Below are 21393 nucleotides of genomic sequence, written 5' to 3'. Positions count from 1 at the left end.
TCGCTCCACACGCATCCAAGAGGGCATGAGCAGCCTTTTCGATGCGGTGGTGGACGAGGACACGCTGGCGCTCGCGCGCGGCGGCGACCGGGTCGGCCTGGAGCGGCTGTACCGCGCCTTCGAACGCGCCGTGTTCACCCTGGCACGGCGCATGACGCATTGCCCCGACGCCGCGGCCGACGTGATGCAGAACACCTTCCTGCGCGCGTTTCGCTCCATCCATCAGTACCGCGGCGAGGCGCCCTTCGGGCACTGGCTGCGTTCGATCTGCGCGACCGAGGCGCTGATGCATCTGCGCGCCGGACGACGCTTCCTCGAGCTGTTCGAGCCCGCCGAGATCCCCGACGAGAAGGAGCCCGCGGTCGAGGACATCTGCCAGTTCGACCTGGAGAAGGCCCTGTCGCTGCTGCCGCCGCTGCCGCGCTCGGTGCTGTGGCTCTACCACGTCGAGGGCTACAACCACGCGGAGATCGCCGCCCTGTGCGGCAAGACCGTGAGCTTCTCGAAATCGCAGTTGTCGCGGGCCCACGGCCGCCTGCGCCAGTTGCTTGCCGACGATGCCCAAGGCGCACCCGCCGCCGCACCGTTGCGCCCGCCCCTGAGGTCGCTGCTATGAGTCATCTGTCCGAATCCCTGCGTGAACTGCCGGCGTTCGAGCCCCCGGCCGACGGCTGGTCGCGGCTGCAGCAGGCGCTGCAGCCCGCACCGCGTCGCCGGCGGCGGGCAACCGCCGCCCTGGCGCTCGCCGCTTCCGTGCTGGCTGCGGTCGGGATCGTGCGACTGATGCCGCCGCAGGCACTGTCGCCGGCCGATCCCGAAATCGCCGCGCTGATGCAGCGCTCGCAGGCGCTGGAGCGCCACCTCGTCCGGCTGCGTCCGCAGGTCGTGGTCTGGGACGCGCGCTACGCCGCCACCACGCAAGCCATCGAGAGCGACATCGCCATGGTCGATCTGCAGCTCAACCACGCGTCCGCGGCCGGCGCCCGGACCCTGTGGGAAAACCGTGTGAGCCTGCTCGACCGGCTGGTCGCGACCCATCAGGCCGCCGGCGAAGGGCCATCCGCCGTCGCGCTGGCGCCTGCACAACAGGAGTGGAGTCTATGAAGTCCGTCATTTCCGGCGCCCCGTTCGCGCTGGGTCTCGCCGCCGCCGTCGCGATCACGCCGCTGGCGGCGCAGACACCGGCCGGGCAGGCGCGCAACGAACAACGCGCCGCGGAGCCGGCCCGCGTCGAAGCCGAGCTGCACGCCCGGCTCGCGGAGGCCGAGGCCGGCGCCGCGCAGAAGGCGGCCGAGGCCGAGGTCGAAGCGGCCCGCGCGGAGCTGGAGCGCGCCAAGGCCGAGCTGCAGAAGGCGGCGCGCGAGTTCGCGCGCCAGGCGCGCGAGCACCGGCTCGACAGTCCCCGCGCCTACGCCTACGAGTTCGTCACCGATCCGGACCGTGCGATGCTTGGCGTGACCATCGACCAGGGGCCCGAAGAGAAGGGCCGGCGGCGCGGCGTGCTGATCACCGGCATCACGCCGGGCGGCGGCGCCGAGAAAGCCGGCCTGCGGTCGGGTGACCTGCTGGTGGGTGCCAACGGCACGAAGCTCGACGCCGCCGTCGACGACCGGCGCGACCCGAAGAAGCGGCTCGTCGAAGTCATGGATGCGGTCAAGCCCGGCGACAAGGTCGTGCTCGACTACGAGCGCGGCGGCAAGCGCGCACAGGTCACCGTGGTCGCGACGCGCCCGAGGGCGGCAACGGCGCCGCTGGTGGCCTGGCACGACGTCGGCGACTTCGACGTGCTGGTACCGCCGCTGCCGCCCGTCCCGCCGGTGCCGGCGCTGGCGCCGCGTCCGCCGCGGGCACTGGGCGGCCTGCAGCTGGCCCGGCTCGATGACGATCTCGCCGTCTATTTCAAGACCAAGGACGGCGTGCTCGTGGTCGCCGCGCCCGAGGGCGGCAGCCTCGACCTGCGCAGTGGCGACGTGATCCGCCGCATCAACGGCCGCTCGGTCGCCAGCCCGGTCGCCGCCTGGGAGGAGATCGCCGAAGCCGCGGACGACCAGCCGCTCAAGCTGCAGGTCACCCGTCAGGGCAAGAATCTCGAGCTCACGGGCTTGCTGCCGCAGCGCCCGCGGCGCGAGATCGAGGTGATGCGCTTCGACGCGGTGGACGACGACTGAGCCGCCGGTCAGTGCGCGCCACGCGACGCGCAGTCCGCATCGGCAAGCGGCGGCAGCAGACCTTGCCCCTTCGCCGTCGGCACCCGCGCCGCGCGCATGGCCACCGGCGACCGGCCGTCGATGACGTACACCTGCTGGGTGCGGTCCCGCTGCAGCCGCTGCGCGTGGCGTGTCGTCGCAAAGGCGACGAACGGCCCGGCCGGCACCGGCCAGCTGCTGACGCCGCGGCCGGCGTGCAGCCGCGGCGCGTCCCAGGCGCCGTTGTCGAACACCGCCGTCATGACCCGCCAGCGCCAGTCGGCGCTGCGGCTGTCGAACCAGGCCAGCTGCGCGTGTCCGTCCGCATCCAGCCCCAGGCGCGGCGATCGCGCGCTGCTCGCGGCGTAGGCGCCCACCGGCTGCGGCGCCGCGAACGCGGCGGCACCGGATGCGCGCACCGCCGCCTGCAGCGACAGGTTCGCCCCCGCCGCCTGCAGCGGCTTGGCGGTCCAGACCAGATGTGTACGCCCGTCGCTGTCGACCAGCACGTCGACGTGCCGGTCGGCGGCATCGGCCGCGCCGAGGAACTCGATGGCCTGACCGGGGCTGCGCACGGCGATCTGCCAATCGTCCGGGTCGGTGCCCTCGCCGCTGCCGGTCTGGCCGGTCCATAGCGGATCGACATCGAAGCGGTTGTCCTGCCAGGCGATCACCGGCACGTCGTCGCCGCCGATCGCGATCGCCGGACGCACCGACGCCGGATAGCGCGCGCTGCGCGCATCGAGTCCGCTCGCCGCGGCAACGACCTTGCCCTCGCGGCTGAGGTTGTCCGCCGCCGACACGCTGCCGTCGGAACCGATCGTGGCGTGGAAGACATCGAAGGGCTCGCCCGCCGCAATCTGCTGCCAGACGACATGCGCCGTGCCGTCGGACGCGAGCACCACGTCCGGATGCATCGCCCGGCCGTCGGGCGCCTGCACCACGACCGCCGCACCGAACTGCGCGCCGCCCTCGTCGCTGCTGCGCGAGAGGATTGCCGGCCGGCGCGGGATCTGGCCGGCGCGCTCGTCCTGCCAGACAACGACGACGCGGTCGCCGGCAACGGCCACGCGCGGGAAGCGCGCCGAACCGGAGTCGTCGAGCCTGAGCGGCGCACGCCAGCGACCGTCGGCTTCGCGCACGGTGTACTCGATGCGGGTCGACGCCGCGTCATGCACTTCGCCGACGACATGCAGGCGGCCCGACGCCGCGTCGTAGGCCGCGTCGGCAAAGCCGGCGAACTCGCCCGGCGCGCCCAGCGCGTATTCGGCGCCGTCGTCGACGCCGCTGTCCGGCGGCGGCAGGAACGCGCCCTGCGGTTCAACCGGGCCGGTCGACACGAAGATGCCCGAGGTCATCGCGCGCACCTGCGCCAGCAGCTGCTGGAACAGGTTGCCGAGATCGTAGGGGCCGAGCACGGTGCCGAACAGCAGGCTCGACGGATCGGCGAGCCCGAGACTGCGCATCTCCGCGCGATACCAGGTGGGCGTGTCGCCGGCGACGATGTCGAGCACGATGTCCTCGAAGCCGATCACCGACGAGCCGACCACCTCCGCAAGCGCACCGGCATTGCGGCCGGGTGCGGCATAGACCAGAACACGGTTGCCCAGTCCCTGCTCGACCCGCACGCGCAGCGTGCCGGGCGTGCCGGCCGGCACGAACACCTCGTCGCCGGCGCGGACTTCATAGACACCGTCGCCGTCGAAATCCGCGTCGATGCGCAGCCGGGGCGACAGCACATCGCCGGCGTAGACGCCGGTACGCCCCGCGCGCAGCGCATCGACCAGTGCCCGGTCGGTCAGCGCCGGCGTCAGCACCTCCGTGGCCGGGCGTCCGGTGCCGCCGCCGAGCAGCCAGAACTCCTTGAAGTGGTTGTCGCTCGCGCCGGCGATGCCGAAGCGGAAGCCCGCGTTCCAGCGGTTCTCCACGTAGTCGATCTCGCCTTCGATGTACGACGCGCGATTCCACATCTCTACGAGATCGACACCGAGTGCATCGGCACGCGCGTTCGGCACGCCGTCGTCGTCCACCGACCCGTCGTCCGGGTGTGCCGTGACCCAGGCCGCGCCCTGGCTGTGCGCGAGCCAGATCGACTCCTGCACGACGCGGCTGTCCGGCTCGCCGTCGATGCGCGCGTTCTGGTCGACCATGTCCACCGCGCCGTGCACGGTCGCGTGCGGACTGCCGTTGGCTTCCTCGCCGGCGATCAGCAGCAGGCCCGACGACTCCCACTGCGGGTCGTAGTGCTGGTCGTGCGTGCGATGGTCGGTGATCGGCAGGAAGTCGAGGCCGGCCGCCTCGGCCTGCGCAATGATGTCCGCCAGCGGCATGTTGCCCGGCGCCTGATCGTCGCCGAGCTGGCGGCCGAGGCTGCCGTCGGACGAATGATCGGAATGCTGGTGCAGGTCGCCCTTGCGCCACTGCGCAGCCGACAGATCCTGCGGCGCCGGTGCGAAATGCGCGACGACCTCGACCGGCCCGCCCGCCGGCAGCACGCATTCGTCACCGGTCTGGCCGGCGCAGTCACCGTCCCATCGCTCGAAGCGCCAGTCGCGCGCCGCAACCGCCAGCAGGCGGTCGCCGGCCGCGAGTGTCATCGTGCAGGCCTCGAAGCAGTCGACCGTGCGCGGGGAGGACACCACCTGGCCGCGGCCCTCGATCCGCACCCGACCGGCATCGCCAGTGCCGTCCCCCGGCACCGTCGAATCGCCACAGGCCGACAACGCGATGCCGCCGATGACGGCGACAACGATGCCGGCCTTCCGCCGCTGCGGACCTTGCATGCTGCTCTCCCCATTGTCGTGGCGCACGGCCGGGTGCCGACGTCCCTTCGCCGCGGGATGCTACGAAAGCCGGGGAGCGCCGTACTGCGCAATCACGCCAAGGCCGAAACCCGGCAGGCGCGCAGCCTAGGCAGCGCCGGTTGCAGCACCGTGACGTGCGAGCATCTGCACAGCCAGCGCCTCGGCGACGCGGATGCCATCGACGCCGGCGGAGAGAATGCCGCCCGCATAGCCCGCGCCCTCGCCGGCCGGATACAGGCCGCGCGTGTTCAGGCTCTGACCGTCCTCGCCGCGGGTGATGCGCAGCGGCGAGGACGTGCGCGTCTCGACGCCGGTGAATACCGCATCGGGCCGCGCGAAGCCGCGGATCTGCCGGTCGAAGGCCGGCAGCGCCTCGCGGATTGCGGCGATCGCGTAGTCCGGCAGCGCGCTCGCCAGATCGGTCAGGTGCACGCCGGGCTTGTAGCTCGGCTCCACCTCGCCCAGCGCCACGGACGCCTGCCCCTTGATGAAGTCGCCGACGAGTTGGCCCGGCGCGAGGTAGTCGCCGCCGCCGAGCCCATAGGCGCGCGATTCGAGCTCTTCCTGCAGCGCGATGCCGGCCAGCGGGCCGGCGGCGACACCGCCCGGAAAGTCCTCGGGCGAGATGCCGACGACAATGCCGGCATTGGCGTTGCGTTCGTTGCGCGAGTACTGGCTCATGCCGTTGGTGACGACGCGCTGCGGTTCCGAAGTCGCCGCGACGACGGTACCGCCGGGGCACATGCAGAAGCTGTAGACCGAGCGCCCGTTGGCGGCGTGATGCACCAGCTTGTAGTCGGCCGCGCCGAGCAGCGGGTGACCGGCGTAACGACCGAGCCGCGCACGGTCGATCAGCGACTGCGGATGCTCGATGCGAAAACCGACCGAGAACGGCTTGGCCTCGATGTACACGCCGCGCGCGTGCAGCATGCGGAAGGTGTCGCGCGCGCTGTGGCCGAGCGCGAGCACGGCATGGTCCGCCTCCAGCGTCTCGCCGCCGTCGAGCACGACACCGCGCAGCGCGCCGTCCTCGATGACGAGGTCCGACACCCGCTGGCCGAAGCGCACCTCGCCGCCCAGCGCCTCGATCTGCTCGCGCATGCGCGTGACCACGCCGGTCAGCCGGAACGTGCCGATGTGCGGCTTGCTGACGTAGAGGATCTCCTCCGGCGCGCCTGCGGCGACGAACTCGTGCAGCACCTTGCGGCCGTAGAACTTCGGGTCCTTGATCTGGCTGTAGAGCTTGCCGTCGCTGAACAGCCCGGCACCGCCCTCGCCGAACTGCACGTTGGATTCCGGGTTCAGCGTGTTCTTGCGCCACAGCCCCCAGGTGTCCTTGGTGCGCTGGCGCACCGGCTTGCCGCGTTCGAGCACGATGGGCCGGAAACCGGCCTGGGCGAGGATCAGCGCCGCGAACAGTCCGCAGGGACCGAAGCCGATCACCAGCGGCCGCCGCGGAAGATGGGCGGGCGCGGCTGCCACCGGGTGATAGCGCGTGTCCGGCGCCGGGCCGATGTGCCGGTCCTCGCGAAAGCGCCGCAGCACCGCAGCCTCGTCGCGCAGTTCGCAGTCGACCGTGTAGACGAAGCTCAGGCCCGCGCCCTTGCGGCGCGCGTCGTAGGCGCGCTTGAACACCGTGAACGACTGCAGATCGGCCGCCGCGATCTTCAGGCGCTGGCAGATGGCCGGCGCGAGCGCGTCTTGCGCATGCTCGATCGGCAGCGTGAGTTCGGTGATGCGGAGCATGGCGGCTGGAGGCGGAAGGCGTTCTGGCTAACGGCGCATTGTCCCATGAGCACACTCCGGTCTTGCGGTACTCCCCTCTCCCGCAAGCGGGAGAGGGAACGGTAGGGCTTGCGCCCGACAGTCAATATGTGACCATAATGGCACATATGAACGCCGAGACAGCCGCCGCAGACACCGAAGCCCGCCTCGACGCGACCTTCTTCGCGCTGTCCTCGGCCGTGCGGCGCCGCATCCTCGACCTGCTCAAGCGCGACGGCGGCTGCAACGTGAACCATGTCTGCGCGGCGTTCGACGGCGAGATCGGGCGCTTTGCCGTGATGAAGCATCTGGCCGTGCTCGAACGCGGCGGCCTGCTGGTGACGCAGCGTGACGGCCGCGACAAGCGGCTGTGGCTGGACCCGACGCCGCTGCAGCTGATCCACGAGCGCTGGACCACCGAGTTCAGCGCCTACTGGTCGGCGCAGCTCACCCGCCTGAAGTACCGCGCAGAAGGCGCGGAGATCCACACGTTGCCGAAGACTCGAAAGGAGCGCCGTCATGGCTGAACAACCCGGGACCGAGGATGCGGTCTTCAAGATCTTCATCGAGGCCGACATCGAACGCGTCTGGCACGAACTGACGAAGACCGGCGAGGCGCAGGGCGCCGTCTTCAATGCCTGGCTGCACACGACCGGACTCAAGACCGGCGAACGCATGCAGATGCGCACCGGCACCGGCAAGCACGTGATCGTCGACGGCGACATCGTCACCTTCGAGCCGCCGTACCGCTACGCGCATACGCACCGCTTCACCCAGTACGACGATCCGCCCTGCACCGTCAGCTACGAACTCAGGCCGGTCGGCAGTGGTGTCGAGGTCACGCTGCGCGTGACCGGCATGCCGACCGGCACGCGCACCGCGAAGAGCATGACCAGCGGCGGCACGACGATCCTCGCCAGCCTCAAGGCGATCTGCGAAACCGGCCGGCCCAGCCTCGGCACGCGGCTGATGTACTGGATGTTCGACCACCTGGAATTCGTGCTGCCGGCCCGCACGCGCAGCGAGCACTGGCCGCTGAACCGCAGGCAATGACCCGCCCCCGAGGAGACCGACCATGGCCGACCCGCAGACCGCCGTCATCACGCAGCTCAGGAACATCCAGTCGCGCTCCGGCAAGACCATCGAACAGCTGCATGCCGCGGTGCGCAGCAGCGGCCTCGTCAAGCACGGCGAGCGGCGCAGCTGGCTGATGGAGCAGTTCAAGCTCGGCTACGGCGACGCCAACACGGTCGTGCACTTTCTGGACAAGCCGCTGCCGTCCCTGGATGGCGGCGCACCGCCCGCGCCCGCCGCCGACGGCGATCCGTTGAGCGCCATCTACACCGGCGCGAAGGCGCATCTGCGTCCGCTGCACGAGACGCTGCAGGCGAAGATCGACGCGCTCGGCACGCACGAACAGGCGCCGAAGAAGACCTACATCAGCCTGCGCCGCAGGAAGCAGTTCGCGATGCTCGGCCCCGCGACCAAGGACGCGCTCGAACTCGGCCTCAACGTCAAGTCGCTGCCGGACGATCCGCGGCTCAAGGCGCAGCCGCCGGGCAAGATGTGCAACTACACCGTGCGCTTCGGCAGCGAGGCCGAGATCGACAAGACCCTCGTCGGCTGGATCAAGGCCGCGTACGACGCGGCAGGCTGAAGCACGGCGACAGGCCGCTCAGTGCCCGGCAGGCGCCGAGCGCCACGACGCCGGTGACGACGAGCATCGCCGCCAGATGCACGCCCACGGCCGCGAGCACCAGCAGCGCAGACCCCGAGGCCGAGATCTCGCGCAGCGCGGCGCTGCCGCCGCATAGCGGTATCAGCGCCGGCACCAGCATCCACCCCGCCCCATGGGAGGTGGCGGCGATGAAGGACCACAAGGCCAGTCCCGCAGACCCGGCTGGCACGCGCAGCGGCCGGCATGCCCCGCCACGCAGGTGCGCGACGACGATGCCCAGCAGCAGGCCGCCGGCGATGAGCTGCAGGACCCTGTCGTCCACGGACAGACCGAACACGACGAGCGTGGCGACGATTGCGACCGACGCGGCATGCCCCAGTGCGATCGGGCCCAGCGCCTGCAACGCCAGCCGGCGGTCGCGGGCGCGCCAGCCCCAGGCCGCGGCGGGCAGCCAGCCAGTGGCGGGATGCAGGCCGTGCAGGGCACCGAGTCCTGCGACGGCCAACCACGGCCAGAGGCTGCTCACGTCGGTGCCACCCCGGCCGGCCGCGCCGCGACTCAGGCCTTGCCGCCGCAGCAGGCACCGTTGCCGGTCGCCTCGTAGCGATCGTGATGCCGCACCCAGGCCATCGTGTACGGCAGCGCGTCCTCGTCGCGGCCCTTTGCCGTGAGATCCATCATCCGGTAGCTGCCCATCATCACCTCGACGCCGCGACCGTAGGTCGAGTACGTGTGATGGACCGTGCCGGCCTCGTCGCGAACGAACGCGCTCACGCCCGGCGCCTCGTCCTTGGGGAACGCGCGCATGCCGTAGTTGTAGTAGACCTCGCCGCCGCTGCGCTGCTCCGGCGAGAACGACACGTGGAAGTCGCGATTGAAGTCGCTGCCGTGCGACGACACCCAGCGGAAGCGCCAGCCCATGCGCCGGCGGAAGCGCTCGATCTCGGCCAGCGGTGCGCGCGAGACCGCGACGAAGGCGATGTCGCGCTGCGCCAGATGCGCGGTCATGCCGTCGCTGTGATCGGCCATGTACGAACAGCTCGGGCAGCCCTGCTCCCAGCCGGGCCCGAACATGAAGTGCTGCACCAGCAGCTGGCTGCGACCGCCGAACAGCTCGGCGAGACTCTGCGGCCCCTCGGGCGTGTCGAAGACGTAGCGCTTGTCGACACGCACCCACGGCAGCGCGCGGCGCTCGCGGGCCAGTTCGTCCTGCAGCCGCAGCACTTCCTTTTCGCGGACCAGCAGCCGCTCGCGTTCGGCAAGCCATTGCGTACGCGAGACAGTGGTATGACTTACCCGCTCATTCATGACTTCAGCAACCGTATTCATGGTCGATCCTCAATACGAAACCTGTAGGAGCGCCTTCAGGCGCAACCGTCGCGCTCCGTCCAGAGAAAAGAGTCGCGCCTGAAGGCGCTCCTACATTTGCCACATCGACGACGCGTCTCAGGCCTTCGCCGCCTTCGGCCGCCGAACCGCGCGCACCTTGCCGCTGCCGCCACCGCCGCAATAGAACAGCTCGGCGCCGTCGGATTCGAGGCCGCTGACGCCAGTGCCGGCGGGCATCTGCAGACGCTCCAGCACTGCGCCGCTGGCGGGATCGATGTGACGGATCTCGCTCTCGTCCTCGTCCCAGGTGCCGTGCCACAGTTCGCCGTCGACCCAGGTCACGCCGGTGACGAAACGGTTGGATTCGATGGTGCGCAGCACCGCGCCGGTTTCGGGATCGACCTGCACGATCTTGCGATTGCGCCACTGGCCGACCCACAGGCTGCCCTCGGCCCAGGCCATGCCGGAGTCCGTGCCCTGCCCCGGCGCCGGAATCGACGCGACGACCTCGCCGCTCACCGGATCGATCTTGTCGATGCGGGCTTCGGCAAGCTGGTAGAGATACTTGCCGTCGAAGGCCGTACCGGCGTCGCAGGGACGATCGATCGTGCGCGTGACGTCGCCGGACGCCGCGTCGAGGGCGAGCAGCTTCTCGCCGGTCGCAGCCCAGACATGACGACCGTCATGCGTCACGCCGTGGATGGCCGAGGCGCCCGGGAAGGGTCCGTACTCGCGCACGATCTCGGCGGCCTGCGCAGGTGTTGTGGTGTTGTTTTGCACTGCCCGTCTCCTTGCAATGCGCCGCAGCGCGACGCGACAAGGCCAATCTACCCAGACGGCAGCGCAGCGGGGAGTAACAAGATCGTCGTGAATGCGGCGAGGTTCGGCGCCAGCGACGGGGCCAGCCATCGCTGCGTCCGCGTCCGGCCGACGGAACGCACCCGCCCCTGGGCTTCGAGCTCCGCGAGCGCACGCTGCACCGTGCGCTGGCTCGCCCCCAGCGCCAGCGCAAGGGCCGACGTCGACCATGCCGCACCGTCGGACAGCAGGGCCAGCAGCGACGCCTGCTCGCCGGCGATCGGCGGCGCCAGCACCACCACGTCGCGCGCCGTCTCCGGTTGCAGCACGAAGCCGCGCGGCGTCGCGTCGATGCGCGCCACACCGGCAAGCGCCTTGCGCAGGCGGCCCATCTCCACGCGCAGCCGCGCGCGGTGGGTCTCGTCCGCATCGCGCAGCCGGAACGTTCGTTCGATCAGCGTTTCGCGGCCTACATCGTCCGGCCAGGCTTCGGCAAGGGTTTGCGCCAGCACGAACAACACGGGGCGTCGCGCCAGTGGCCGCCAATCGTCGCCGGTCCGCACGCCGCGCCGGCAGGCATCGACGACGAGCGCGCCGGACGCCAGCAGCGCTTCGACCTCGTCCAGCCGCAGGGCCTGCTCCGCACGCTGCGCGCTGAGCCGGCGCGCCGCGGGACGTTCGAGCGACTGCGCCGCCTCCGCCACCTCTGCCGCTAGCGCGGGAATCCGCGCCTGTGCCGCGGCCTGCGCCGCCCGCAACAGTGCGGCGCGCGCGTGTTCGGTCCGCAGCGCGCGCAAGGCCAGCTCGGCGCTCAGCAACTCGGCCACCGCGACCAGGGTCGGCGACACGCCGTCCAGATCGAGTCGTTCCAGGTCGCTGGCCGCCGCATCGAGGCGCCCCAGCAGCACCAGGCGGCGCACGGCGATCAGCCGCGCCTGCAGCGCATTCGCACGGTCGCCGCGCGCGGCGAGCAGTTCCGCGGCCGCGAGCAGCGTCCGCGGCGCGGCGCCGAAATCACGCATCGCCAGGGCGACCTCGGCCTCGGCGACGACGCAGCGCGCCCGCGCCTTTTGCTCGCTGGCGCCGAAGCCGCGGCCGGCCCGCCGCAACAGCTCCCGCGCCCGCCCCAGCTCCCCGAGCTGCGCCATCGCGATGCCGCGCAGGGCCAGCGCCGGCGCGTCCTCGCGCAAGGCCACACGCTTGAGCGCACCGATGGCGTCGCCGGCAGCGAGCGCGCGAGCGGACGCGACGATCAGGGAATCCATGCCGACAGGCTAGCGCGGCGCCGCGCGATGCGCTGCGGACGTGCCACGCACACCGGGCCGGTGTCGGCGCTGACCTACGCCGGCGGGCCGCAAGCTACACTGGCGGCCATTCGGCACACGACCGTCGCGCGTGCGCAGTCAAGGGGAGATCGGGGCATGAGATTCACGTTGGCAGCCATGGCGCTGCTTGCCGTGCTGTGCGGCTGCAGCGATACCGACGGCAACCCGGCACCGGCGGTCGATGCAACCATGCTCTGTGTCAGCAGCGAGTGCGGCGAGCGCACCGTGCTGCTCGACATCCCCAGTGCGGAAAACCTCGTCTTCAGCGACGACGGACGCCTGTTCGTCAGCAGCGGCGTCGGCGTCTTCGAGATCGTGCAGGATGCCGACGGCCAGTTCGCCCGCCAGCTCATCTCCGAAGCGCGCGGCTATACCGGACTCGCGGTGAAAGGCGATGTCCTGTACGCGATCGGCGGCGACGGAGCGGTCTGGGCCACGCGCCTGGACGCGCCGCAGTTGCAGGTCATTCACACGATGACCGGTATGTGCATCGCCAACGGCACGGCGGTGGGCGCGGACGGCAATCTGTACATCGTCGACGAGCCGCTGAACCTCTGCGTGCCCGATCCGAAGATCAAGCGCCTGACGCTGGACCCCGGTGACCCGTTCAAGGTCGCGCACGAGGAGGTCTGGGTCCAGGGGAGCGAGCTCGGCCTGCTCTCCTTCGGCGTCGGCAACACCCTGCGCTTTCCGAATGGCCTGCAGGCCGACGGCACCCGATTCTTCGGCACCGACGGCGGCAGCATCTATCACGTCGACCTGCTGCCGGACGGCAGCGCCGGTGCGGTCACGCCGATCTTCTTCGAAGTGGACGTCCACGACGACCTCGGACTGGTCGACGACGGCGTGCTGCTGGCGAACTTCCTGACCGGCCGCATCAGCCTGATCTCGCGCGACGGCGAACTGCTACAGGCCACCGCGCCCGGGGTCTTCAGCTTCCCGTCCTCGGTGCGACTGGGCCGACCGCCGATGTTCGCGCCGACCGACATCGTCGTCACCGAAACCGGCGTGCTGCTCGACAACAACCTGCCGCTGGATCAGCTGAGCGTGTTCAGACGCCGACCGTAGGGCATCGCACGGCCGCCGGCTGCAGCAGGCTGTCCTCTGTCGAAAAATTCGCAGTTGCGCCGGCTCGACTTGCGCATACTGATGCCCGTGTCCGGAGGTGGCCGTCGAGCACGGCCCGGGGGCGTCGTTGAGATACTGGGCTTTCCTCTCGTATGCGCATGCCGACAGTGCGGCGGCAACGCGGCTGCATCGCGAGCTGGAGCACTACACACTACCCGCGTCGGTGCGCCGGGCCCATCGGCTGCCCAAGCGGCTGATCCCCGTGTTCCGGGACCTGGAAGAACTCGAAGCCTCGGCCAGCCTCACATCGCGTCTGCAGGCCGCGCTTGACGAGTCGCGCTGGCTGATTGTGCTGTGCTCCAAGGCATCGGCACGTTCCGCCTACGTCAATGCCGAGGTCGAGTACTTTGCGAGCAAGCACGGCCCGCAGGGGATCCTGTGCGTGCTGCTCGACGGGGATCCGCCGTCGGTCTTTCCGGCCGCGCTTCGCGACCAAGGGGAGGAGCCGCTCGCCGCCGACCTGCGTTCTGGTGCGGCGCACGACGTCGGGGTGCTGAAGCTCGTGGCGGCGATGGCGGTGGTGAACTTCACCGAGCTGCGCGATCGCGAGGCGCAACGACGACAGCGCAGGCAGCTCGCGGCCGCGGCCGTCGGCGCCGGTGCCCTGCTCGGCACCGCGCTCTACTGGGATCTCTTCGTCCGTGAGCACGTCACGTACTACGACAAATTCGTGCGCACCGACGGCATCTGGACCGGGGTGGACCGGATATCGCGCAAGGATGCATCGCAGCGTCACGCGTCGTACCGCTTCCTCCGCAGCGGCCGGCTCAACCCACCCTCCCGGGTCGACCGGACCAACGGCTCCGGTCACTGCACGGCGTCGGGCATGGCCGACGTTCTCGGACAGCATTCCGGCGACGAGTGGCAGTCCAGGAATCTTCGAATCTGCAGCGCGCGTTTCAGCTACGCTCGGGATGGCAGTATCCGCGCCGAACGCCTGCTCAACATGTTCGGCGATCCGCTCCAGTCGCTGAGCTACACCGAGCCCGATCTCGCGCAATTCACACGGGAAGGCTTTGCCGCAGCGAACGCCCGCAGCGGCATCTACTACGTGCACTTCGAGCGCGACCGGCTGGGCCGCGACATCGTCATGCACTTCCTGCACTCCCGTGGACAGCCGCGGCCGGATGACCGCAAGGCTTTCGGCTACCGCATGCAGTACGACGCGCGTGGCCGGGAAACCCGGCGCAGTCCCCTCGACGCCGACGGCAACGAAGTCGGGCCGGTGACGGTCAACGAGTACGACGCACGCGGTCACCTCGCGCGAACACGATTCGAGGACATCGACGGTCGGCCGCGCGTGAGCCGACAGGGCGTTGCGCGATTCGAATGGCAGTACGACGAGGCAGGCAACCCCATCGGCGTCGCCGGCTTCGATGCCGACGGCAGTCCCACGGCAAACCGGGATCGCTGGGCCCGCGTGACCTATGCCTACGACGGTCGCGGCAACCGGGTACGCGAGGCCTACTTCGATGCGCAGGGGCTGCCGACATGGACGTCATCGTCCGAGGGGACCGAAGTGCTGGTGTCGCGGTTCGACGATCGTGGCGATCGCATTCGCGTCGAGGGGCGGAGCGCCGACGGGGCGTTGACAGAAGGATTCGGAGGCTCTGCCGTACTCGTCGCGACGTACGACGACCGGGGCCTGCTGGTCGAGGCCGCCGAACTGGACCGTCACGAACGCCCCACGCGAAACCGCAATGGCTACGCCATCAACCGGTTCCGCTACGACGACCGCGGCAACATGGTCGACCAGGACTTCCTCGATCCCGACGGCCGGCCGACGCGCACCCGCTGGGGCGCGCGCATCCGGCTGCGCTACGACGAGCGCAGCAATATCGTCGAGTGGGCGTTCTTCGACGAAGAAGGCCGCCGCCATCTCCGGCCGGACCGGGGCGCCGCCGTGCTCTCCGTGGACCGGGACGAACGCGGAAACGTCGTCGAGACGAGGTTGCTCGACTCCGATCACGACCTCGTTTCAGGGCCGGACGGTCATGCCATCCTGCGCTATCGCTACGACGACTTCGGCAACCTGGCGGAGCTGCGCCATTTCGACGAGAACGGCATGCCCGTGATCAACGCGGAGGGCTACTCCGTTCGTCGCTCCCGCTTCGACGCCGGCGGCAACGAGATCGAGCGGCGCCACTACGATGACCGGGACCGGCCCGCTTCCGTCGGTGACGACGGCCACGGGTGGAATGCCGAGTACGACAGCCGCGGACGTCTGCTTCGCCGGCGTCACGTCGACGCGACCGGCAGTCCGCATCACGGTTCACGCGGCTACGCGGCGGTGCGCTTCGAGTACGACGGATCGGGGGTCGTGGCCGCCGAACACTACGAGGAAGGCGAGAACGGTGCACCGCCCGTCTCCATGGCTGAGATCGTGCGCGACCGCTACGACCTGGAAGTCGAACGACGATACCGCGATGCCGCGGGCGATCTGGTCATCGGTCCGGATGGCTTCGCCATCCTGCAGACCGAACGCGATCCGTTCGGCAACGAACTTCGGCAATCCTGTCTCGGCACCGACCTGCAGCCCGTCAACCGGCGCGGCGGAGGCTGGGCCACGAAGACGACCCGCTACGAACGCGGCGTGGCCGTCGAGCGGATCTTCCACGACCGCGATGGCCGGCGTATCGAGTCAGGCGTCTAGGGGGTTCGCCCCACGCTGCCCGAGGCAGCCGGCTCAGGCCGCATCGTGAAAGATGACGCCCAGCGCGAAGCGCTCGCCCGACTCGATGCGGCTGACGCCGTGGCGCATGGCGACGCGGTAGGCGCCGCGCGCGCCGGCAACGGGCCGGCGGTTGACGGCAAAGACCGCGGCATCGCCCTGTTGCAGCCGTACCACCCGGACGCGTGACTGCATGCGTGGACGCTGCTCGACCAGCACGAACTCTCCGCCTTCGAAGTCGCGCCCGGGTTCGCTGAGCAGGATCACGATCTGAAGCGGAAACACCTGCTCGCCGTAGAGGTCCTGGTGCAGGCAGTTGTAGTCGCCGGCGCCGTAGCGGAGCAGCAGCGGCGTCGGGCGGGTCTGTCCGGCGGCGCGGCAGCGCTCGATATAGTCGGCGTGTGTCGGCGGATATCGGTGCGACTCGCCGAGCGCCACGGCCCATGCGTTCGCGACCATGGCCAGTGGCGGATAGGCCGCCTCGCGCAAAGCCTGCACGACATCCGGCAGTGGATCGTCGAAGTAGCGGTACTCGCCGCGGCCGTAGTGGTGGCGCTGCATGATTACGCGCGACCGGAAGCGGCCGGTGTCCGCATAGAGCCGGCGCAGGGTCTCGCAGGAAGCGGCGTCGAGCAGCGCCGGAATGCGCGCCACGCCATCGGCGTCGAGTTCGCCCTGCAGCGCACGCCAGTCGACGCGATTCATGCGCCCGCCGTGCGGACGCTGCGTTCGAGATCGATGAGGCTGCGCTTGCGCTCCAGTCCCCAGCGGTAGCCGCCGAGTCCGCCATCGCCGCGGATGACGCGATGGCAGGGCACGACCAGTCCGACCCGGTTCGCGGCACAGGCGCTGGCGACGGCGCGCACGGCGCGGGGTGCGCCGATCGCCTGTGCAACCTCGCTGTAGGAGCGCAGCGCTCCGTAGGGGATCTTCAGCAGGTAGTTCCAGACCTTCATCTGGAACGCGGTACCGCGCAGGTCCAGCGGCAGATCGAGTGCGACCTGCCGGCCCGACAGGTGACGCGACAGGGCCTGCATCCACTGCGCGAACTGGTCGCGGGCGTTCGCCGGCATCGGCGTGATCGCCGCCTGCGGGAACTCCGCCTGCAACTGCCCGCGCAGCTCGGACTCGCTCGCGCCGAACTGCACGAAGCACAGGCCACGATCGCTGGCGCCGATCATCAGCAAACCCAGCGGCGTCTCCGACAGCGCCCATGAAATGTCCACACCGCGACCGCCGGCGCGGTACTGCCTGGGCGTCATGCCCAGCCGATGCGCGGCGCGCTCGTAGACGCGGCTGCTGCTGCCGAAGCCTGCGTCGTAGGTTGCGGCGGCCACGGAACGGCCGTCGCGCAGCTTGCGCTTCAGGGCGTCCAGCCGGCAGGACTCGACGAAGTCCTTCGGGCTCACGCCGAGCACGGCCTTGAAGCGGCGCTGAAGGTGAGAAGGACTCAGATGTGCCCGCCGGGACAGCTGCTCCAGGCCCGGGTTCTGATCACTGTGCTGCTGGATGTAGCGGCACAGCTCGCGCACGGTGCGGATCGTCGCCTCGTCGGCCGTGCGCGCCAAGGGTTTGCAGCGCTTGCACGGACGCAGGCCGTCGCGCTCGGCATCGGCAGCCACGGCATAGAAGCGCAGGTTCCGACGCAGCGGAGTGCGCGACGCGCAGGACGGCCGGCAGTACACGCCGGTGCTGAGCACGCCGTAGAAGAACCGGCCGTCGAAAGCGCGATCGCGGTCGCGCACGGCGGCCCAGCAGGTGTCGTCGTCAGGCTTCATGCCAGCTTGCTCGAGAAGCGCAGAGGTCTTCATGGCACATTTCCGGTGTCTTCTGGTGCAGACAGTGTCGCTCCCGCCCCGTGCACGACCTATCCGATTCTTGCCGACTGATCTCTTCCTTGGCTTGAAGTGTCGACCAGGGTACCCGGCATGGCCAGGCCCCGCTTCGTCGTCCGGATGCAGGGGGCGGGCGCGCTCGGCGGCCGGCTATCGTCCGGCGAACATCTCCTGCACAGAACGACACGCCGCCATGTCCGAGCCGAACCTGCTGACCGAACGACGCGCCAACATCTTCGTCATCACGTTCAATCGCGAGGAGAAGATGAACGCGATGACGCGCAGCTTTCTGGACGACCTGAAAGCTGCGTTGGACTCGGTGAAGTTCGACGACACGATATCGGTCGTCGTGCTCAAGGCCACCGGGAAGGCCTTCACCACCGGCTACGACCTCGACGGCAGCGACTGGATCCTGTCGCAGAACCCGATCGACGTCAGCGGGCGGCTGAATCTCGACCGCGACCGGGAAGACATCAAAGCGCTGCTCGAATACTGGTGGGCGATGTGGAAGTTCCCCAAGCCCATCATCGCGCAGGTGCAGGGGCTGTGCCTGTCCGGCGGCGGCGAACTGATCGCCATGTGCGACCTCGTCGTCGCCTCCGAAACCGCCAAGTTCGGGCATCCGGCCGGACGCGACCTGGGCATCCCACCGACGGTTTTCCTGTGGCCGATGCTCATCGGCATGAAGAAGACCCGCGAGTTCCTGTACACCGCGCGCCTGTTCAGCGCCACGGAGGCCGAGCGACTGGGGCTGGTCAACCGCGTCGTGCCGGCGCACGAACTCGAAGCGACCGTCGATGCACTGGCCGCCGATGTCGCCAGGACGCCGGCCAACAATCTCGCGATTCTCAAGCAGGCGACCAGTCGCTTCTACGAGAATATGGGTCTGTTCGCGTCTGGCGATCAGGCGGCGGAACTCGACGCCGTGTTTCACCAGAGCGAAACCTTCGTGCAGTTCTTTGCCAAGGCGGCGGAAGACGGTCTGCAGGCAGCGCTGCACGAACGCCGCCGGCGCTTCGGTTGAAGCGCAGTCACCGCACCAGGAGTACGCGATGCAGGTCAACCGCCGGGACCTCGATTTTCTTCTGTACGAGTTGCTGGACGTGGAGTCACTGTGCGAGCGCCCGCTGTACGCGGAGCACAGTCGCGAGAGCTTCGATGCCATGTTGGACGCCGCTGCGCGCCTTGCGATGGAGAAGTTCGCCAACCACAACGCCAGGGCCGATGCCCACGAGCCGCACATCGTCGACGGCAAGGTGGTTCTGATTCCCGAGGTCAAGCAGGCCATCGACGCCTATATCGACCAGGGCTTTCTGTCCGCGACGTTCGCTCCCGAGTACGGCGGTGTGCAACTGCCTTTTCTGGTCTCGCAGGCGGTCGCCTGGTTCTTCCACGCCGCAAATGCCTGCACCGTCGGCTATCCGTTTCTGACGATGGCCGCTTCCAACCTGCTCGCGGCCCACGCGAGCGAGGCGCAGAAGGATCGCTACATGCGGCCGATGATCGAGGGCCGCTTCTTCGGCACGATGTGCCTGTCCGAGCCGCAGGCGGGCTCGTCGCTGTCCGATATCCGCACGACGGCGACGCCCATGGGCGACGGTCGCTATCGGCTCAAGGGCACGAAGATGTGGATCTCCGGCGGCGAACATGAGCTCGGCGAGAACATCGTGCATCTGGTGCTGGCGAAGATTCCCGGAGGACCGCCCGGCACCAAGGGCATCTCGCTGTTCATCGTGCCGCGCTACCGCCTCGACGACGCCGGGCGCCCGGCCGAGAGCAACAACGTCGTGCTCGCCGGCCTGAACCACAAGATGGGCTACCGCGGCACCGTGAACACCCTGCTGAACTTCGGCGAGAACGGCGACTGCTACGGCGAGCTGATCGGCGAGGCGCACAAGGGGCTGTCGTTCATGTTCCACATGATGAACGAGGCGCGCATCGCCGTCGGCTTCAATGCCGCCGTACAGGGCTGCTCGGCGTACGAGTACTCGCTGCAGTACGCGCGCGAACGCCCGCAGGGCCGCAGCTTCAGCAGCCGCGACGCGACACAGCCGCAGCTCAAGATCGTCGAGCACCCGGACGTGAAGCGCATGCTGCTCACGCAGAAGGCGTATGCCGAAGGTGCGGTGGCGCTGTGCCTGTACGGCGCCAAGCTGGTTGACGAGCGCGCCGCCAGCGACGACGCGGACCAGCAGCAGGCGCTGCTGCTGGAGCTGGAGATCCTCACGCCCATCATCAAGGCGTGGAGCTCGCACTACTGCCTCGAAGCCAACTACTGGGCCATCCAGATCCTCGGCGGCTACGGCTACACCCGCGACTACCCCGTGGAGCAGATCTACCGCGACAACCGTCTCAATCCGATCCACGAGGGCACCAACGGCATCCAGTCCTTCGACCTGCTCGGACGCAAGGTCACGATGCACGGTGGTGCAGCGTTCAAGCTGCTGATGCGCCGGCTGGGCAAGACCGCCGAGACCGCCGCCCAGGTCGACGCGCTGGCTGAACACGCGCAGGCCCTGAAGGCCGCAACCCGGATCGTCACCGACACCACGTCCGCGCTGGTCGCCGCCGCGGCCCAGGACACCGACCGCTTCCTGTGCAATTCCTGGATCTACCTGGAGATGCTGGGACACACCGTCATCGCGTGGATCTGGCTGGAGCAGGCACTGGCCGCACACCAGCGCCTGAGCGAGAACGCACCGGACCGTGACTTCTACCAGGCCAAGATCAATGCCTGCCGCTTCTTCTTCCGCTGGGAGCTGCCGAAGATCGAGCGTCAGGCGGCGCTGCTGAGTGGACTGGACGACACCCTGCTGACCGTCGACGCGCAAGCACTATGAACACCGTGAGCGAAACCGTCTGCGTCAGCGCCATGCGGCGCGGCGGCCCGCAGGTTCTGCAGGTCCGTAAGGTGCCGATGCCGCAACCGGGGCCCGGCGAGGTGCGGGTGCGCATGCTGGCGGCCGGTGTGGCCTTCGCGGACATCATGCTGCGCGAAGGCCTGTATCCCGTCAGCCTGCCGTGGCCGCGCACGACGGGCTACGACATCGTGGGCGAGATCGACGCGACCGGGCCGGACGTACCTCCGGAGCTGCCTGTCGGACTGCGTGTTGCGGCACTGACGGTGCATGGCAGCTATGCGCGACATCGCCTGCTGCCCGCGGCGGACTGCGTGCCGGTTCCGCAGGGCGTGGATCCGGTGCCCGCGGTGGCGCTGGTGCTGAACTACCTGACGGCGTACCAGATGCTGCACCGCGTGGCGAGTCTCGATGCCGGCGACACCGTGCTCATTCACGCCGCGGCAGGCGGTGTCGGCACCGCCGTGCTGGATCTGGCACGCCTGAGCGGCATTCGTGTCATCGGACTGGCGTCGAAGGGCAAGCATGAGCTGGTTCGCCAACTCGGCGGCGAGCCGATCGACTATCGACACGAGAACATCGACGCGCGAGTGCGCGAGATGACCGATGGACGCGGCGTGGAAGCGGTGCTCGATGCGATCGGCGGCAAGGAAACGCAGCGCGCCGTCCGCCTGATCAAGCCCTCCGGCAGCGTCGTCAGCTACGGCGGCCTGTCGATGGCGAAGAACGGTCGCATGAGCCTGCCCGGCATCCTGCGCGCCGTGACCGGCGCAAAGCACTCACCGATCGCGCTGCTGACGCAGAGCAAGACCGTGGGTGGCTACAACGTCAAGACCTGGATGGATCAGCGCCCGGCGGCCTACCGCAAGGACCTGACGCAACTGATGCAGTGGCTCGCCGAAGGCCGGATCGCGCCACAGGTCGGCAAGTGCATCCCGCTGGAACAGGCCGCCCTCGCCCAGCAGTTGCTGGGCGAGGGTGGAAGCACCGGCAAGCTGGTGCTGGTCTGAGTGGACG

Annotated in this window: 19 protein-coding genes; 11 read left to right on the top strand and 8 right to left on the bottom strand. The window is 69.5% G+C overall.

Translation table 11 applies throughout. The annotated features are described in order from the left end of the window. Positions 1-25 precede the first annotated feature (25 nt). The 3 genes from C8D93_RS12155 to C8D93_RS12145 are packed head-to-tail and all read left to right on the top strand — an operon-like array spanning position 26 to position 2168. Complete coding sequence (locus C8D93_RS12155; RefSeq protein WP_110265468.1) at positions 26-616, top strand: RNA polymerase sigma factor; 591 nt, start codon at positions 26-28, stop codon at positions 614-616. Next, positions 613-1104 carry a hypothetical protein gene (locus tag C8D93_RS12150; RefSeq protein WP_110265467.1) on the top strand — a complete coding sequence of 164 codons (492 nt, stop codon included), beginning with the start codon at positions 613-615 and terminating at the stop codon, positions 1102-1104. Before C8D93_RS12155 ends, C8D93_RS12150 begins: the two co-directional genes overlap by 4 nt. Next, complete coding sequence (locus C8D93_RS12145; RefSeq protein ID WP_110265466.1) at positions 1101-2168, top strand: PDZ domain-containing protein; 1068 nt, start codon at positions 1101-1103, stop codon at positions 2166-2168. Before C8D93_RS12150 ends, C8D93_RS12145 begins: the two co-directional genes overlap by 4 nt. Positions 2169-2176: 8 nt before the next feature. On the opposite strand, the gene C8D93_RS12140 is transcribed toward C8D93_RS12145, so the two are convergent. Both C8D93_RS12140 and C8D93_RS12135 read right to left on the bottom strand, forming a co-directional pair. Then, the gene (locus tag C8D93_RS12140) at positions 2177-4969 is read right to left on the bottom strand and encodes a CehA/McbA family metallohydrolase (RefSeq protein WP_146216587.1); all 2793 of its coding nucleotides are present in this window, start codon (positions 4967-4969) and stop codon (positions 2177-2179) included. A gap of 126 nt (positions 4970-5095) precedes the next feature. Next, entirely contained in the window at positions 5096-6736 is a 1641-nt protein-coding gene (locus C8D93_RS12135; protein ID WP_110265464.1) for an NAD(P)/FAD-dependent oxidoreductase, read from the bottom strand. A gap of 146 nt (positions 6737-6882) precedes the next feature. On the opposite strand from C8D93_RS12135, the gene C8D93_RS12130 reads away from it, so the two are divergent. Genes C8D93_RS12130 through C8D93_RS12120 form a run of 3 tightly spaced genes read left to right on the top strand, consistent with a single transcriptional unit; the run spans position 6883 to position 8411 of the window. Beyond that, positions 6883-7281 carry an ArsR/SmtB family transcription factor gene (locus C8D93_RS12130; protein WP_170124013.1) on the top strand — a complete coding sequence of 133 codons (399 nt, stop codon included), beginning with the start codon at positions 6883-6885 and terminating at the stop codon, positions 7279-7281. After that, the gene (locus C8D93_RS12125; RefSeq protein ID WP_110265462.1) at positions 7274-7807 is read left to right on the top strand and encodes an SRPBCC domain-containing protein; all 534 of its coding nucleotides are present in this window, start codon (positions 7274-7276) and stop codon (positions 7805-7807) included. Before C8D93_RS12130 ends, C8D93_RS12125 begins: the two co-directional genes overlap by 8 nt. Before the next feature lie 22 nt (positions 7808-7829). Further along, a complete protein-coding gene (locus C8D93_RS12120; RefSeq protein WP_110265461.1) occupies positions 7830-8411 on the top strand; it encodes a DUF5655 domain-containing protein in 582 nt (193 codons plus the stop codon). Here the strand turns inward: C8D93_RS12120 and C8D93_RS12115 are convergent. From C8D93_RS12115 to C8D93_RS12100, 4 genes are all read right to left on the bottom strand, one after another. Further along, positions 8383-8958: a hypothetical protein gene (locus C8D93_RS12115; protein WP_110265460.1), complete on the bottom strand. Its 576-nt coding sequence runs from the start codon at positions 8956-8958 to the stop codon at positions 8383-8385. The two genes, C8D93_RS12120 and C8D93_RS12115, sit on opposite strands and share 29 nt — an antisense overlap. 32 nt (positions 8959-8990) lie before the next feature. Continuing rightward, positions 8991-9761, bottom strand: coding sequence for a DUF899 domain-containing protein (locus C8D93_RS12110; RefSeq protein WP_110265459.1), 771 nt, complete (start codon positions 9759-9761; stop codon positions 8991-8993). A gap of 117 nt (positions 9762-9878) precedes the next feature. Further along, positions 9879-10541, bottom strand: coding sequence for a Vgb family protein (locus C8D93_RS12105; RefSeq protein ID WP_211307313.1), 663 nt, complete (start codon positions 10539-10541; stop codon positions 9879-9881). 47 nt (positions 10542-10588) lie between these two features. Next, positions 10589-11824, bottom strand: coding sequence for a helix-turn-helix domain-containing protein (locus C8D93_RS12100; RefSeq protein WP_110265458.1), 1236 nt, complete (start codon positions 11822-11824; stop codon positions 10589-10591). 156 nt (positions 11825-11980) lie between these two features. Here C8D93_RS12100 and C8D93_RS12095 point away from each other — a divergent pair, with 156 nt between their 5' ends. Together C8D93_RS12095 and C8D93_RS12090 are read left to right on the top strand one after the other, a co-directional pair. Next, positions 11981-12952 (top strand): SMP-30/gluconolactonase/LRE family protein, encoded by a 972-nt coding sequence (locus tag C8D93_RS12095; protein WP_146216586.1) that lies wholly within the window; start codon positions 11981-11983, stop codon positions 12950-12952. Positions 12953-13079: 127 nt separating this feature from the next. After that, complete coding sequence (locus tag C8D93_RS12090) at positions 13080-15665, top strand: TIR domain-containing protein (RefSeq protein ID WP_170124012.1); 2586 nt, start codon at positions 13080-13082, stop codon at positions 15663-15665. 33 nt (positions 15666-15698) lie between these two features. Here the strand turns inward: C8D93_RS12090 and C8D93_RS12085 are convergent, their stop codons facing one another. Both C8D93_RS12085 and ada read right to left on the bottom strand, forming a co-directional pair. Next, positions 15699-16388: a 2OG-Fe(II) oxygenase gene (locus C8D93_RS12085; protein ID WP_110265455.1), complete on the bottom strand. Its 690-nt coding sequence runs from the start codon at positions 16386-16388 to the stop codon at positions 15699-15701. After that, on the bottom strand, positions 16385-17494 hold the full coding sequence (gene ada, locus C8D93_RS12080) for a bifunctional DNA-binding transcriptional regulator/O6-methylguanine-DNA methyltransferase Ada (RefSeq protein ID WP_245903898.1): 1110 nt from the start codon (positions 17492-17494) through the stop codon (positions 16385-16387). Before ada ends, C8D93_RS12085 begins: the two co-directional genes overlap by 4 nt. A gap of 217 nt (positions 17495-17711) precedes the next feature. Here ada and C8D93_RS12075 point away from each other — a divergent pair, with 217 nt between their 5' ends. The 3 genes from C8D93_RS12075 to C8D93_RS12065 are packed head-to-tail and all read left to right on the top strand — an operon-like array spanning position 17712 to position 21386. Further along, positions 17712-18542, top strand: coding sequence for an enoyl-CoA hydratase/isomerase family protein (locus C8D93_RS12075; RefSeq protein WP_110265453.1), 831 nt, complete (start codon positions 17712-17714; stop codon positions 18540-18542). Positions 18543-18570: 28 nt separating this feature from the next. Next, positions 18571-20358, top strand: coding sequence for an acyl-CoA dehydrogenase (locus tag C8D93_RS12070; protein ID WP_110265452.1), 1788 nt, complete (start codon positions 18571-18573; stop codon positions 20356-20358). Further along, positions 20355-21386, top strand: a complete 1032-nt coding sequence (locus C8D93_RS12065) for a medium chain dehydrogenase/reductase family protein (protein WP_110265451.1) — start codon at positions 20355-20357, stop codon at positions 21384-21386. Before C8D93_RS12070 ends, C8D93_RS12065 begins: the two co-directional genes overlap by 4 nt. The last annotated feature ends 7 nt before the right edge of the window (positions 21387-21393 follow it).

The sequence above is a fragment of the Sinimarinibacterium flocculans genome (genome assembly GCF_003201205.1).
Taxonomy (GTDB): Bacteria; Pseudomonadota; Gammaproteobacteria; order Nevskiales; family Nevskiaceae; genus Solimonas; species Solimonas flocculans.
This window is presented reverse-complemented; position numbering and strand designations above follow the sequence as displayed.